The organism is Herbaspirillum sp. WTB6, assembly GCF_057457785.1.
Genome location: NZ_CP176522.1, coordinates 104,300 through 117,135, shown reverse-complemented (window position 1 = coordinate 117,135; position 12,836 = coordinate 104,300). Strand labels below are relative to the sequence as shown.

General features: G+C 65.4%; 14 protein-coding genes. 3 read left to right on the top strand and 11 right to left on the bottom strand.

What is annotated here, in order from left to right; all coding sequences use genetic code 11:
• Positions 1-6: 6 nt before the first annotated feature.
• From ACK2VC_RS00540 to ACK2VC_RS00495, 10 genes are all read right to left on the bottom strand, one after another.
• Positions 7-1,023, bottom strand: a complete 1,017-nt coding sequence (locus ACK2VC_RS00540; RefSeq protein ID WP_486731658.1) for a branched-chain amino acid ABC transporter permease — start codon at positions 1,021-1,023, stop codon at positions 7-9.
• Positions 1,020-1,886: a branched-chain amino acid ABC transporter permease gene (locus ACK2VC_RS00535; protein WP_486731657.1), complete on the bottom strand. Its 867-nt coding sequence runs from the start codon at positions 1,884-1,886 to the stop codon at positions 1,020-1,022. The genes ACK2VC_RS00540 and ACK2VC_RS00535 overlap by 4 nt, the downstream gene beginning before the upstream one ends.
• Positions 1,887-2,077: 191 nt before the next feature.
• Positions 2,078-2,470, bottom strand: a complete 393-nt coding sequence (gene pcaC / locus ACK2VC_RS00530; protein WP_486731656.1) for a 4-carboxymuconolactone decarboxylase — start codon at positions 2,468-2,470, stop codon at positions 2,078-2,080.
• Between the two features lie 20 nt (positions 2,471-2,490).
• Complete coding sequence (gene pcaD / locus ACK2VC_RS00525) at positions 2,491-3,270, bottom strand: 3-oxoadipate enol-lactonase (RefSeq protein ID WP_486731655.1); 780 nt, start codon at positions 3,268-3,270, stop codon at positions 2,491-2,493.
• Positions 3,270-4,646 carry a 3-carboxy-cis,cis-muconate cycloisomerase gene (locus ACK2VC_RS00520; protein ID WP_486731654.1) on the bottom strand — a complete coding sequence of 459 codons (1,377 nt, stop codon included), beginning with the start codon at positions 4,644-4,646 and terminating at the stop codon, positions 3,270-3,272. The genes pcaD and ACK2VC_RS00520 overlap by 1 nt, the downstream gene beginning before the upstream one ends.
• Positions 4,647-4,682: 36 nt before the next feature.
• Positions 4,683-5,276: a protocatechuate 3,4-dioxygenase subunit alpha gene (pcaG, locus tag ACK2VC_RS00515; protein ID WP_486731653.1), complete on the bottom strand. Its 594-nt coding sequence runs from the start codon at positions 5,274-5,276 to the stop codon at positions 4,683-4,685.
• 1 nt (position 5,277) lies between these two features.
• Positions 5,278-5,982 (bottom strand): protocatechuate 3,4-dioxygenase subunit beta, encoded by a 705-nt coding sequence (gene pcaH, locus ACK2VC_RS00510; RefSeq protein ID WP_486731652.1) that lies wholly within the window; start codon positions 5,980-5,982, stop codon positions 5,278-5,280.
• A gap of 67 nt (positions 5,983-6,049) precedes the next feature.
• Positions 6,050-7,252 carry a 3-oxoadipyl-CoA thiolase gene (gene pcaF, locus ACK2VC_RS00505; protein WP_486731651.1) on the bottom strand — a complete coding sequence of 401 codons (1,203 nt, stop codon included), beginning with the start codon at positions 7,250-7,252 and terminating at the stop codon, positions 6,050-6,052.
• Between the two features lie 37 nt (positions 7,253-7,289).
• Positions 7,290-7,946 (bottom strand): CoA transferase subunit B, encoded by a 657-nt coding sequence (locus ACK2VC_RS00500; RefSeq protein ID WP_486731650.1) that lies wholly within the window; start codon positions 7,944-7,946, stop codon positions 7,290-7,292.
• Positions 7,943-8,626 (bottom strand): 3-oxoacid CoA-transferase subunit A, encoded by a 684-nt coding sequence (locus ACK2VC_RS00495; protein WP_486731649.1) that lies wholly within the window; start codon positions 8,624-8,626, stop codon positions 7,943-7,945. The genes ACK2VC_RS00500 and ACK2VC_RS00495 overlap by 4 nt, the downstream gene beginning before the upstream one ends.
• 217 nt (positions 8,627-8,843) lie before the next feature.
• Here ACK2VC_RS00495 and ACK2VC_RS00490 point away from each other — a divergent pair, with 217 nt between their 5' ends.
• The 3 genes from ACK2VC_RS00490 to ACK2VC_RS00480 all read left to right on the top strand — a co-directional run bounded on the left by ACK2VC_RS00490 (position 8,844) and on the right by ACK2VC_RS00480 (position 11,385).
• Positions 8,844-9,668: an IclR family transcriptional regulator domain-containing protein gene (locus ACK2VC_RS00490; protein WP_486731648.1), complete on the top strand. Its 825-nt coding sequence runs from the start codon at positions 8,844-8,846 to the stop codon at positions 9,666-9,668.
• Positions 9,669-10,025: 357 nt separating this feature from the next.
• Positions 10,026-10,424 (top strand): PA2779 family protein, encoded by a 399-nt coding sequence (locus ACK2VC_RS00485; protein WP_486731647.1) that lies wholly within the window; start codon positions 10,026-10,028, stop codon positions 10,422-10,424.
• 16 nt (positions 10,425-10,440) lie between these two features.
• Entirely contained in the window at positions 10,441-11,385 is a 945-nt protein-coding gene (locus ACK2VC_RS00480; RefSeq protein WP_486731646.1) for a PA2778 family cysteine peptidase, read from the top strand.
• A 142-nt stretch (positions 11,386-11,527) separates the two neighbouring features.
• Here ACK2VC_RS00480 and ACK2VC_RS00475 read toward each other — a convergent pair whose 3' ends face one another.
• Positions 11,528-12,832, bottom strand: coding sequence for a sensor histidine kinase (locus tag ACK2VC_RS00475; protein WP_486731645.1), 1,305 nt, complete (start codon positions 12,830-12,832; stop codon positions 11,528-11,530).
• Positions 12,833-12,836 lie beyond the last annotated feature (4 nt).

Below are 12,836 nucleotides of genomic sequence, written 5' to 3'. Positions count from 1 at the left end.
GCGCGCTCATGGCCGCTCCCCGCTGGCGGCGCGCGGTCGCAACCGTGCGCGAATCTTGTCGCAGCCGCCGAGGATACCGCCGCGCCCGAACATCACGATCACCACCAGCAACAGGCCGATCCAGAACTGCCAGTAAGTCGGATCGATGCCGGCAATACGGTCCTGCGCCAGCATGAAGACGATCGCGCCGACCAGCGCGCCGTACAGGCGGCCGGTGCCGCCCAGCACCAGGATGATCAGCAATTCGGCCGAGCGGTTGAAGCTGAGCGCATCGATGCCGACGAACTGCGTGGTCTGCGCCAGCAGCGCGCCGGCAATCCCGGCCACGCCGGCGCTGATGGTATAGATCGCCACCAGCCGGCGGTTGACGTTGGCGCCGATCGCCGGCATGCGCCGCCCGCCTTCGCGAATGCCGATCAGCGACAGGCCGAACGGCGAATTCACCAGCCGCCGCAGCGTCACGAACAGCAGAAACAACACGGCCAGGCTGTACCAGAAGGCGGTCTTGCCGTACAGGTCGAACTCGAACACGCCGAGCAGCTTCCACATGACGACGCCCGACAGACCATCGACGCCGCCGGTGATGAAGGCCGCCTTGTTGGCGACCTCGAACAGCATCAGGCAGATGCCGAGCGTCACCATCAGCCGAGTCAGGTCGTGCCCGCGCACCACCAGGAAACTGGTGCAATAGCCGAACAGCGCGGCCAGCGCGGCGCCCGCCAGCAAGCCCGACAGCGGTTCGCCCCAGCCGTGCACCGCCAGCAAGCCGGCGGTATACGCACCCAGCCCGAAGAACGCCGCGTGGCCCAGCGAAACGATACCGGCGTAGCCGAGGATCAGATCGAGCGACAGCGCGAACAAGCCGACGATCATCATCTGCGCCGCCAGCACCAGATAACCGGGGAACAGGAAATACGCCACCAGGGGCAACAGCCAGAAGGCGATTTCGGCTGGCTGCCAGCGGTCGTTCGGCAGGCGCGGCGGCGCCAGTCTTGCGGTCAGGAAGGATGGCACCGGTTTCATGCGCGCCTCGCGATCAGGCCCAGCGGATACAACAGCAGCAGCACCACCATCAAGCCATAGATGACGAAGGCGCCGAGTTCCGGCACATAGTATTTGCCGGCGACGTCGAACACGCCCAGCAGCAGCGCCGCGAACAACGGGCCGCGGATGGTGCCGGCGCCGCCGACCGCGACCACGATCAGGAAATACACCATGTACTTGATCGGAAAGGTCGGGTCCAGCCCGAGCACGTCGATGCCCAGCCCGCCGCCCAGCCCGGCCATGCCGGAGCCGAGCGCGAAGGTCAGAGAAAATACTCGGCCGACGTTGATTCCCAGGCCGGAAGCGGCGCGCTGGTTGTCGACCGAGGCGCGGATTTGCGCGCCGAAGCGAGTGCGCTCGACCAGGTAGCCGAGCGCGGCGGTGACCACCACCACGACGCCGATCAAAAATACCCGGTAGGCGCCAACCTCCAGCCCGAGGACGCTAACCTGCCCGCGCAGCCAGTCCGGCAGCCGTACCGGCTGCTGGGTCGGGCCCCAGATGTAGGTAGCGGCGGCCACCACCATGAAGGTCAGGCCGATTGAAAACAGTACCTGGTCGAGCGGATCGGCCTGATACAGCCGGCGATACAGGAGCCGCTCCAGGATCCAGCCGGCGGCGGCGCTGGCGATGAAGGCGGCCGGTAGCGTCAGCAGGAACGGCACGCCGGCGCGGTTCATCAACTCGACGCAGACGTAGCCGCCCAGCATCGCGAAGGCGCCATGCGCGAGGTTGACGAAATTCATCAAGCCGAGCGTGACCGAGAGGCCGACGCTGATCAAAAACAGCAGGCTGCCGTAGGCAACGCCATCGAACAGCACGCCGATGAAATTGCTCAGCATGGCGGCCACCTTAGCGGCCCGGGTTGCCCGGCTTGGCCGGCGCACCAGCCGGCGCCCGCCACAAGCCCGCGAATATCCATCACGATTCCTGCAGTCTCCATATACTCCCTATAGTTATATTTATTTCCGCACACAAAATATAGGATTATTTAACATACTCCATAACCAACGGCAGCAGACCGGCCAGCCGATCATCCAGCCGCCGCCGCGTCCAGTTCGCCGAACACTTCCTGCGCCAGATGAAACGCCGAATTGGCGGCCGGCACGCCGCAGTAGATCGCCGTCTGCAACAGCACCTCCTTGATCTCGTCGCGCGACACGCCATTGTTGGCGGCGGCGCGCAGGTGCAGCGTCAGCTCTTCCGCGCGGTTCAAGGCCACCATCATCGCGATCGTCAGCAGGCTCCTGGTATGGCGCGGCAAGCCGGGCCGGGTCCAAATTTCGCCCCACGCGTAGCGCGTGATCAGGTCTTGAAATTCATCGGTCAGCGGCGTACTCCTGACCTGCGCCCGATCCACGTGGGCATCGCCCAGCACTGCACGTCGCACCGCCATGCCGCTGGCGTGCCGTTCCTGTTCTTCCATCGCAATTCCTTTCTGGTCAGTCAGGCGGTCAGAAAATCCACCAGCGCGGTGGTGAAGCGCTCGGCCTGCTCCCAGTTCGACAGGTGCGCGGCATCCAGTTCCAGATAATGCGCGCCGCCGATCTGCTGAGCGACGAAGCGGCCGTCCGCCGGCGGCGTCGCCTTGTCCTGGCTACCGGCGATCACCAGCGTCGGCGCGCGGATCGCGCCGAGGCCGTCGCGCTGATCCATGTCGCGCACTGCCGCGCAATTGGCGACATAGCCGGCGGCAGAAGTCTGCAACAGCATCTGCCGCACCGTCTCCACCTGTTGCGGTGCGCGCGCCGCGAAGCCCTGTGTGAACCAGCGTTCGACCACGGCGGCGGCGATCGGCGCCATGCCTTCGCGATTGACCAGCTCGATGCGCGCATTCCAGGCTTCCGGCGGCGGGATGCGGGCTGCCGTATTGCACAGCACCAGCCGCTCGATGCGCTGCGGGTGATGGGCGGCAAGCCACATGCCGATCATGCCGCCCATCGACAGCCCGCAGAAATGCGCGCGCTCGATCTGCAAATGGTCCAGCAAGCCGATCACGTCTGCCCCCAGTTGCGCGATCGTGTACGGGCCGGGTGTCACCTGCGAGCCGCCGTGGCCGCGCGCATCGTGCCGCAGCACGCGGAAATGCTCCAGCAGGCGCGGCATTTGCGGCGCCCACATGCCGAGCTCGGTGCCGAGCGAATTGGACAGAAGCAGCACCGGCGCACCGCTTGCTCCTTCGATCTGGTAGTGCAGCTTCGCGCCGCCGGTTTCGATGATGGGCATTAGATGGTCTCCTGATCGCAAACGTTGTTTCGCTGGTGGTAGGTGCGCAGCACGCGCTCGACGAACTGGTCGGCGGCGCCGACATAGGCGGCCGGGTCGAACAGCCGTTCCCATTCGCCGGCCGGCAGCATGGCGCCGACTTGCGCATCCTCGACCAGCACCGCGCGCAAATGACGGCCGCTGGCGACGGCGACATGGCAGGCGCGCTCGACCAGCTGGTGCGCCTGTGGCCGGCCGATCCTGGCACCCAGCGCCAGCGTCACCGCTTCCGCCATCACCAGGCCGTGCGTAAGGTCGAGATTGGCACGCATGCGTTCGGCATCGATGGTCAACCCCTGCACGACCTGCCGCGTCTGGCGCAGCGCACCAGCCGCCAATTGCACGATCTGCGGCAGCGTGCCCCACTCGGCCTGCCAGCCGCCCAGCGCGCGCTCGTGTTCCTGTGGCATCGCGCCCAGCATGGTCGCCACCAGCCCCGGCACGCGCTGCGCCGCCGCCAGTGTCGCCGCGCAGCCGACCGGGTTGCGCTTGTGCGGCATGCTGGACGAGCCGCCGCGCCCCAAGGCAGCCGGTTCCGCCGCTTCACCGACTTCGGTTTGCGCCAGCAGTGAAACATCGCGCGCGATCTTTCCCAGGCTGCCGGTCAACAGGCCGAGCACGGTGGCGGTTTCGGCCACCCGGTCACGCTGCGTGTGCCACGGCATGTCGGGCAGGCCCAAGCCGAGTTGCGCCGCCAGCGTGGCGGCCACTTGCAAGCCTTGCGAGCCGAGGCTGGCCAGGGTGCCGGCGGCACCGCCGAATTGCAGCGCCAGCAGGCGCGGCCGCAATTCCCGCAGCCGCTGTTCGTGGCGCAGCAGGCCGTCCAGCCAGCCGGCCGCCTTCAGGCCGAAGGTGATTGGCGCCGCCTGCTGCAGCCAGGTGCGGCCGGTCATCGGTGTGGCGCGATGGTCGCTGGCCAATTGCGCCAGCACCGCCATCAGTTGCGCCAGCTCGGCCTCGATCTGCGCCAGCGCATCGCGCAACTGCAGCACCAGGCCGGTGTCGATCGCATCCTGGCTGGTGGCGCCCCAGTGTACGTATTTGGCTGCTTCAACATCGGCGGCGGCGACGCGCGCGGTCAACTGCTTGACCAGCGGAATCGCCAGGTTGCCGGCCTCGGCCGCCGCCGCCGCCAGCGCCGCCAGGTCGACTTCGGCGGCGTCGCAGGCGGCACCGATAGCCGCCACTGCCGACGTGGGGATCACGCCATGTGCGGCTTCGGCGCGCGCCAGCGCGGCCTCGAAATCCAGCATGCGCTGCAGCGTGGCGCGGTCGGAAAACAGTTCCGCCGTCGCCGCGTTGGCGAGTAGCGCCGTATTCAGATTAGGCGCTGTCATGGCAACGAATCCGGCTGGTCCAGGTGGGCATGATGCTCAGATGTCGAAGAACACGGTTTCATCGGCGCGCGCGCTGCCCGCCTGCAGCACGATGTCCCATTCCAGCACGCTGCCGCCCTGCGCAGCGGCATCGGCTGATTTGCGGGCGATCAGCGTCGCCCGCCGTTCGGCCGGCACCAGCGCCAGCACCGGATCTTCGGCGTTGGCCGCCTCGCCCGGGAAATACACGCGCGTCACCAGGTGCTTCAACATGCCGCGCGCAAAGACGGTGACGGCGATGTGCGGCGCCTGCAAGCTGCCGTTGGGCCCCGGCACCCGGCCCGGCTTGATGGTGGTGAAACGGAAAAATCCGCGGTCGTCGGTCGGCATCCGGCCGAAGCCGCGAAAACCCGGCGCCAGCGGCAAATCGCGGATGTCGTCCGGATGCGCATACTTGCCATGTGCATTCGCCTGCCACAGCTCGACCAGGCCGTCCGCCACCGGCTTGCCGTCACCATCCAGCAGCCGCCCCTGCAGCATCACGCGTTCGCCCTCGACTTCGGGACCGGCCAGGTCGGGCGTATTCAGCCAGTCGGTGCCGATCCGCAGGTAGGGGCCGATGGTTTGCGAGGAACTCATTTGCAGGCTCATGTCATTTCTCCATCGGGGTGGCGTCGCGCCCGCGCAGCACGATGTCGAAGCGGTAGCCGAGCGCGGTTTCGGGCGTCGTCACTTCCCAGTCCAGGGTCGAGATCAGGCGGCGCCGCGCCTTGTCGTCGGGAATACTGGTGTACATCGGGTCGAACTCCAGCAGCGGGTCGCCGGGGAAATACATCTGCGTCACCAGGCGCGTGGCGAAGGCATGGCCGAACAGCGAGAAATGGATGTGCGCCGGCCGCCAGGCATTGTAATGGTTGCGCCACGGGTAGGAGCCGGGCTTGATCGTCAGGAAGCGGTAGTACCCCTGGTCGTCGGTCAACGTGCGGCCGCCGCCGGAAAAATTCGGATCGAGCGGCGCGTCGTGGTTGTCGTTCTGGTGCAGGTAACGGCCGGCGGCATTCGCCTGCCAGATTTCGATCAGCGAATTCGCCACCGGCCGGCGGTTTTCATCCAGCACGCGGCCGGTAACGATGATGCGCTCGCCGAGCGGGTCGCCGCCGTGCTGGTGCGTCAGGTCGTTGTCGCCGGCGCGGATGTCGCCATGGCCGAATACCGGGCCGGTGATTTCGGACAAGGTTTGCGGCAGCAGGATCAGCGGCTGGCCCGGCGAGCGCCGCACGGTGGAGGCGTACGGCGGGTACAGGTAATCCGGCTGGCCGCCGCGCAACGGGCGGCGGTACTGGGCAATCTCGGACATGCTGGTCTCCTCTATGCGATGCTGAAATTCGCTGCTGCCTGCCGCGCAAGCGCACGGCCCTTGAAAATCATACGCGCTCGATCACCAGCGCGATGCCCTGGCCGACGCCGATGCACATCGTGCACAGCGCATAGCGGCCGCCGCTGTGCTGCAACTGGTAGAGCGCGGTGGTCACCAGGCGCGCGCCGCTCATGCCGAGCGGATGGCCGAGCGCAATCGCGCCGCCATTCGGATTGACGCGCGGATCATTATCCGCCACGCCCAGCATGCGCAGCACCGCCAGCCCTTGGGCGGCAAAGGCCTCGTTCAATTCGATCACGTCCATCTGGTCGATCGTCATGCCGAGCCGCTGCAGCAGTTTCTGTGTCGCCGGCGCCGGGCCGATGCCCATCACGCGCGGCGCCACGCCTGCGGTCGCCATGCCGACGATGCGCGCCTTCGGCGTCAGGCCGTGGCGGCTGGCCGCCGCTTCAGAAGCCAGCAACAAGGCGCAGGCGCCGTCGTTGACGCCGGACGCATTGCCGGCGGTGATCGTGCCGTCCGGCCGCACGATGGCTTTCAGCTTGGCCAGCGCCTCCAGCGTGGTGGCGCGCGGGTGCTCGTCCTGCGTCACGGTAATCGGATCGCCCTTCTTTTGCGGGATCACGACCGGCGTGATCTCCTCGGCCAGCGTGCCGTTTTGCTGGGCGGCCGCGGCCTTGTTCTGGCTGGCCAGCGCGAACAGGTCCTGATCTTCGCGGCTGATCTGGTAATCGTCCGCGACATTCTCGGCGGTCTCCGGCATCGAATCGACGCCATACTGCGCCTTCATTAGGCGGTTGACGAAACGCCAGCCGATGGTGGTGTCGTAAATCGCCGCGTTACGTGAAAAAGCGCTGTCGGCCTTGCCCATCACGAACGGCGCGCGCGTCATCGACTCGACGCCGCCAGCGATCATCAACTCGGTTTCGCCGGACTTGATCGCGCGCGCGGCGCTGCCGACCGCATCCATGCCGGAGCCGCACAGGCGGTTGATGGTGGCGCCGCCGACTTCCTGCGGCAGGCCGGCCAGCAAGGCCGCCATGCGGGCGACGTTGCGGTTGTCTTCGCCGGCCTGGTTGGCGCAGCCGTAGATGACGTCCTGCACGGCGGCCCAGTCGACCTTGGGATTGCGCTCGATCAGTGCCGAGAGCGGAATCGCGGCCAGGTCGTCGGCGCGCACGTCCTTCAAGGCGCCGCCGTAGCGTCCGATCGGAGTGCGGATCGCATCACAGATAAATGCTTGGTTCATGGTCCTGATTACTCTTGGAGATTAAAAAATAAATTCATTACCCAGCATGCGCTGGCGGTGGACAGATCAGCGGCACCCCGGTCAGGCGCTGCAGTTCGTCAAACGATATGTCGGCCAGGATCTCGCGCAGCGCCAGGCCGTCGGGTGTCACGTCCAGCACCGCCAGGTCGGTATAGATGCGGTTGACGCAGCCGATCCCGGTCAGCGGATAGCTGCAGCGGGAAACGATCTTGCTCTCGCCACTCTTGGTCAGGTGCTCCATCATCACGAACACCTGGCGCGCGCCGGCCGCCAGATCCATCGCGCCGCCGACCGCCGGAATCGCATCCGGCGCGCCGGTATGCCAGTTCGCCAGGTCACCGGTGACCGACACCTGGAACGCCCCCAGCACGCAGATGTCGAGATGGCCGCCGCGCATCATCGCAAACGAATCGGCGTGGTGGAAATAGGCACCGCCGGCCAGCAGCGTCACCGGCTGCTTGCCGGCATTGATCAGGTCTTGGTCTTCCTGCCCTGGCACCGGTGCCGGGCCCATGCCGAGCAAACCGTTTTCGCTGTGCAGGATGATTTCACGGTCGGCCGGCAAGTAGTTCGATACCTTGGTCGGCAGGCCGATGCCGAGATTGACGTAGGCGCCTTCCGGGATGTCGCGCGCGACGCGCTCGGCGATCTGGTCGCGGGTCAGGGGTTTCATCGGATCTCCTTCGCTTGCGCCGTTTCCGACACCACGCGCTGCACGAAAATCCCCGGCGTCACGATCGCCTCCGGGTCGAGCGCGCCCAGTTCGACCACCTCGGCCACCTGCACGATCGCGCACCTGGCCGCCATCGCCATGATCGGGCCAAAGTTGCGTGCGGTCTTGCGATACACCAGGTTGCCCCAGCGGTCGGCGCGCTGCGCCTTGATCAGCGCGAAGTCGGCGTGGATCGGCTTCTCGAACACATAGTGCTTGCCGTCGATTTCGCGGGTTTCCTTGCCTTCGGCCAGCAGCGTGCCGTAGCCGGTCGGCGTGAAGAAGCCGCCGATGCCGGCGCCGGCAGCGCGGATGCGTTCGGCCAGGTTGCCCTGCGGCGCCAGTTCCAGTTCGATCTCGCCGGCACGAAACAGCGCGTCGAATACCTGCGAATCGACCTGGCGCGGAAACGAGCAGATGATCTTCCGTACCCGCTTCGCCTTCAACAGCGCCGCCAGTCCGGTTTCGCCATTGCCGGCGTTGTTGTTGACGATGGTCAGGTCGCGCGCGCCCTGCGCGATCAGCGCATCGATCAGCGCGGCCGGCATGCCGGCATTGCCGAAGCCGCCGATCATCACGGTTGCGCCGTCGTGCACGTCGGCCACTGCCGCCTGTACCGATTCGCATATTTTATTGATCACATTGCTCCTTGCTCGGCCTGTGGACGGTTTGCGCAAGGCCGGGACAAGCTCCAGCCGTCGATACGCTTGCGGCCAGCTTGCGGCTGACTAATGCACGTGCGATAATCGCACTAATGTCTGTTTATAGAACATTACAAGTGTAGCCAGAAGGGCCGTCAGCCGTCAAGGACCAGCCGCCGTCAAACGTCAGCATGCCCATTTTTTTTCGGATAAACCAATGACCGATACAACCCAGCCTAGCCCCAGCCGCAAAAAAGAGCTCAGCATCGCCGACGAAATCGACGCCCTGACCGACCCCAGCTTCATGACTTCGCTGGCACGCGGTCTGGCGGTCGTACGCGCCTTCAGCGACCAGCGCCGCAGCCTGACGATTGCCCAGATCAGCCATAGAACCGGCATTCCGCGCGCGGCGGTGCGGCGTTGCCTGCATACGCTGCGCCAGCTCGGCTATGCCGATTCGGAAGCCAACAATTTTTTCCTGACCCCGAAGATCCTGACGCTTGGCTATTCGTACCTGTCTTCGACCCCGCTGGCGGTCTCGGCACAGCCATGCCTGAACGAGATCAGCCGCACCTTGCATGAATCCTCATCGATCGCGGTACTGGATGGCGGCGACGTACTGTACGTCGCGCGCGCCGCCACCAGCCGCATCATGTCGGTCGCGCTGAACGCAGGCAGTCGTCTTCCGGCCTATTGCACCTCGCTGGGACGCGTGATGCTGGCCCATCTGCCGCCCGAAGAGCTGCAGGCCTATCTGGACCGGGTCGAGCTGAAGGCGTTTACCGAACGCACCGTGGTCTCCGCCAAGCGCCTGCGGGAGATCCTGGCGGCCGTGCGCCAGGCCGGATATGCGATCGTCGAGGAAGAACTGGAAGTCGGGCTGCGCTCAATCGCGGTGCCGGTGCGCGGCGCCTCAGGCCGCGTGGTGGCGGCGCTCAACGTCGGCGCCCAGGCAGCGCGCGTATCGCGCCGGCAGATGGAGGAAGATTTCCTACCGATCCTCCTGCGCGGCTCGCAGGAGTTGGCTGCGCTGTTGCCCTGAGTGATGCCGGCGGAGTGCCACATCGTCTGGAATTTTTCTGGAATTACATACTCCATACATCAATCTCCATCACCGCCCATTAAATAATCAGATTAATGACATACTCCAGGCTAAATTGGGGCGGCGCGATTGGATTCCGGTCACGAGATCATCGACACGCCCAGACCACATTTTTTCCACTGCGCATGCGTCTGAAGGCCGGTGCGAGGACGCCGCTCCGAACGGATTGATCTTCGTCAAGCCAGCTTGCAGCGGGACGTTGTAGCCTGCTTTCTCGGATACCCCACTGAAAGCATGCGCCGACCTGAATCCATATGAGTCGGCTCCATCGAACTGGCCGTAAGACGAAAGAAAGCCATGAGACAAACATTGAGACGGGTTTTTGTCCACATCGTAATGGCAGCGTTCATTTTCACCGGCTTCGCGCAAGCGACGCAGGCAGCGATGATCGGCACCGATCAGATCTATGCCGCAGCCAGCGCACAACAAAATCATGACAGGATTGCCGCTGCATTGAATCGCCCGGAGGTCATCTCACAACTTGAAAAAATGGGGGTGAGCCAGGCCGATGCGCAGGCGCGGGTAGCCGCACTGACAGACACGGAGGCCGCCGCGGTGGCGAGCCAGATCGACAGCTTGCCGGCCGGTGGCGACGGCATCCTGGGGGCGCTGGTACTGATTTTCGTGGTGCTGCTCGTCACCGACATTCTTGGGCTCACCAAAGTTTTCCCGTTCACGCGCTCCGTACGCCGCTAGCGGATCGGTGTCACGCATGGTTCTGCCACTGCGGGCTATCTTCGTTCTGCTGGCGTTGCTGGTCGGCGGCTGCGCCACGCAAACCGACGCCGTGCGACACGACGCCAACCTGCCACGCCGCGCCGAACTCGCCTCGACTCCCTTTTTCGCGCAGGAACGTTATCAATGCGGGCCGGCCGCGCTGGCCATGTTGCTGGCCGCTGCCGGCATGGCCATCACCCCCGATGAGCTGACGCCCCAAGTCTATGTGCCGGAACGCGAAGGCAGCCTGCCGCCGGAAATGCTGGCCGCCGCGCGCCGCAATGGTGCGCTCGCGATGACCATTGCCCCGCGCCTGGTCGACCTGCTGACCGAAGTCGCCGCCGGCAATCCGGTGCTGGTCTTGCAGAACCTCAGCTTGCCGATCTTCCCGTTATGGCACTACGCGGTGGTCATCGGCTTCGACCTCGACAAGGGCGAGCTCTTGCTGCACTCGGGCACCACCGAGCGCCTTGTCATGCCGATCTCCACTTTTGAACACACCTGGAGTCGCAGCGACTTCTGGGGCATGATGGCGCTGCTGCCTGGCCGCCTGCCTGCCACCGCGAACGAAAACGATGCGGTAGACGCGCTCGTCGCCTATGAAAAATCGACCGTTCCTGGTCGTGCCCGCAGCGCGTATGACGCAGCAAGACAAAGGTGGCCGCACAATCTGACGCTGCAGCTCGGAAGCGGCAATACGGCCTACGCAGCCGGAGACCGACTTGCGGCGTTAGCGGCATTTCGTACGGCGACGCTGGAGCATCCCGATAGCGCGCCGGCATTCAATAACCTGGCTTCGGTGCTGGCCGAGTTGGGTCACTTGAATGAGGCCCGGTCGGCAGCGAGGAAGGCTGTTGCGCTCGGAGGACCCTGGCGCGACACCGCTGCGGCTACCCTGGCGGGAATCGAGGCGCAGCAAACGCTCAAAAAGAGGCCTTGAGCATTTTCCAGGATCGCCAGCCATGGATTGCGCCGGGACGAGGATTGCGTGCCTGTTTGATTCCAGCTCCGCTCTCGAACCGCTCAGAGCGGCAACCGGCTCCGCATAGCGGTCACAAGCCGGATAACCGGCTTATGCTGCATCAGACGCGCCGCGGGAAACGCACGCAGGCGCGCAAGCCGTGGCCGGAATTGCTGAGCGTTGCGCGCGCGCCATGTGCCTCTGCAATTTGCCGCACGATCGCCAACCCGAGCCCGCTGCCCTTCGCCTGCGTGCCGCCAGCCTGATAGAAACGATCGAATACCCGCGTCAGTTCGGCTTCCGGGATACCGGGGCCGCTGTCCTGCACGACGATCGATACGGTGTCAGCGTCGGCCTTCACCGCTACGTCGATGCGGCCTCCTTCCGGCGTGTAATGCAGCGCATTGTCGACCAGATTGTTGAGCATGATGCGCAGCGCGTCGGCATCGCCTTGCACGGTCACCGGCGTTTCGCTGCCGATTCCGAGGTCGATGCGCCGGGCGTCGGCGCTCAAGGCGAAATCGGCGATCACGCCATGCGCCAGCAACACCAGATCGACCGGCTGCCGTACCCGCTCGGACACGCCCGGCTCCTGCCGCGCCAGCGTCAACAACTGTTGCACCAGACGAATTGCCCGTTCCAGGCCGCGCTTCAGGTCGGCAAAGGCGGCCTGCCGCTCGCCCGCGTTGGGGGCGCGCTCGGCCAACTGGATTTGCAGCTTGAGGGCCCCCAGCGGCGTCCTCAATTCATGTGCCGCGTCAGCCACGAAGGCGCGCTGCGCGTCCATCGAATGTTCCAGGCGTGCCAACAAATCGTTCAGCGCCGAGGTCAGGGGCCGGATTTCCTGAGGCAGGCCGGCATCGGAAATCGGCTGCAGCGAACTGGCGTCGCGCGCCCCAACTTCGCCGGCGACGCGCCTCAGTGGTGCCAACCCGCGCCCGACAGTGATCCAGATGATCGCTCCCAGGAACGGCAGCAGCAACAGCAGCAGCGCGACGGTTTTCATCGCCATCTGCGCCGCGACTTCGCGCCGCGCGCCCAGCGGCTGTGCGATCTGCACCACGGTATTGCCCAATTGGGTGCTATACACGCGCCAGCGATTGCCCTCCACCGTTACATCGGAAAAGCCGAGCTCGGCGCGCTGCGGCAAGTCGGTGTGCTGGTGCGAGCGGTAAATACGCAAGCCGGTGTTGTCCCAAATCTGGATGACGATATCTTCTTCCTGCTCCAGACGCTCGGCGCGCTCCGGCGCCAGCGGCGCGAACGCGCGATCCGGCAAGGACGCCGCCAACTGTTTCATCTGGTAGTCGAACAGCTGGTCGGCTTCATTGCGCGCCTGAAAATACAGCAAGGCCGCGGCCACCAGCACGCCCGCCGACAGGCCGGCCGAGAGCCACAGCAGCAAGGTACGCCTGATCGAATTCATCGCC

What these genes read in the sequence shown, in the direction of transcription:
- ACK2VC_RS00540 (WP_486731658.1), bottom strand. Translation starts at nt 1,023, where the DNA reads ATGAAACCGGTGCCATCCTTCCTGACCGCAAGACTGGCGCCGCCGCGC.
- ACK2VC_RS00535 (WP_486731657.1), bottom strand. Translation starts at nt 1,886, where the DNA reads ATGCTGAGCAATTTCATCGGCGTGCTGTTCGATGGCGTTGCCTACGGC.
- pcaC (WP_486731656.1), bottom strand. Translation starts at nt 2,470, where the DNA reads ATGGAAGAACAGGAACGGCACGCCAGCGGCATGGCGGTGCGACGTGCA.
- pcaD (WP_486731655.1), bottom strand. Translation starts at nt 3,270, where the DNA reads ATGCCCATCATCGAAACCGGCGGCGCGAAGCTGCACTACCAGATCGAA.
- ACK2VC_RS00520 (WP_486731654.1), bottom strand. Translation starts at nt 4,646, where the DNA reads ATGACAGCGCCTAATCTGAATACGGCGCTACTCGCCAACGCGGCGACG.
- pcaG (WP_486731653.1), bottom strand. Translation starts at nt 5,276, where the DNA reads ATGAGCCTGCAAATGAGTTCCTCGCAAACCATCGGCCCCTACCTGCGG.
- pcaH (WP_486731652.1), bottom strand. Translation starts at nt 5,982, where the DNA reads ATGTCCGAGATTGCCCAGTACCGCCGCCCGTTGCGCGGCGGCCAGCCG.
- pcaF (WP_486731651.1), bottom strand. Translation starts at nt 7,252, where the DNA reads ATGAACCAAGCATTTATCTGTGATGCGATCCGCACTCCGATCGGACGC.
- ACK2VC_RS00500 (WP_486731650.1), bottom strand. Translation starts at nt 7,946, where the DNA reads ATGAAACCCCTGACCCGCGACCAGATCGCCGAGCGCGTCGCGCGCGAC.
- ACK2VC_RS00490 (WP_486731648.1), top strand. Translation starts at nt 8,844, where the DNA reads ATGACCGATACAACCCAGCCTAGCCCCAGCCGCAAAAAAGAGCTCAGC.
- ACK2VC_RS00485 (WP_486731647.1), top strand. Translation starts at nt 10,026, where the DNA reads ATGAGACAAACATTGAGACGGGTTTTTGTCCACATCGTAATGGCAGCG.
- ACK2VC_RS00480 (WP_486731646.1), top strand. Translation starts at nt 10,441, where the DNA reads ATGGTTCTGCCACTGCGGGCTATCTTCGTTCTGCTGGCGTTGCTGGTC.
- ACK2VC_RS00475 (WP_486731645.1), bottom strand. Translation starts at nt 12,832, where the DNA reads ATGAATTCGATCAGGCGTACCTTGCTGCTGTGGCTCTCGGCCGGCCTG.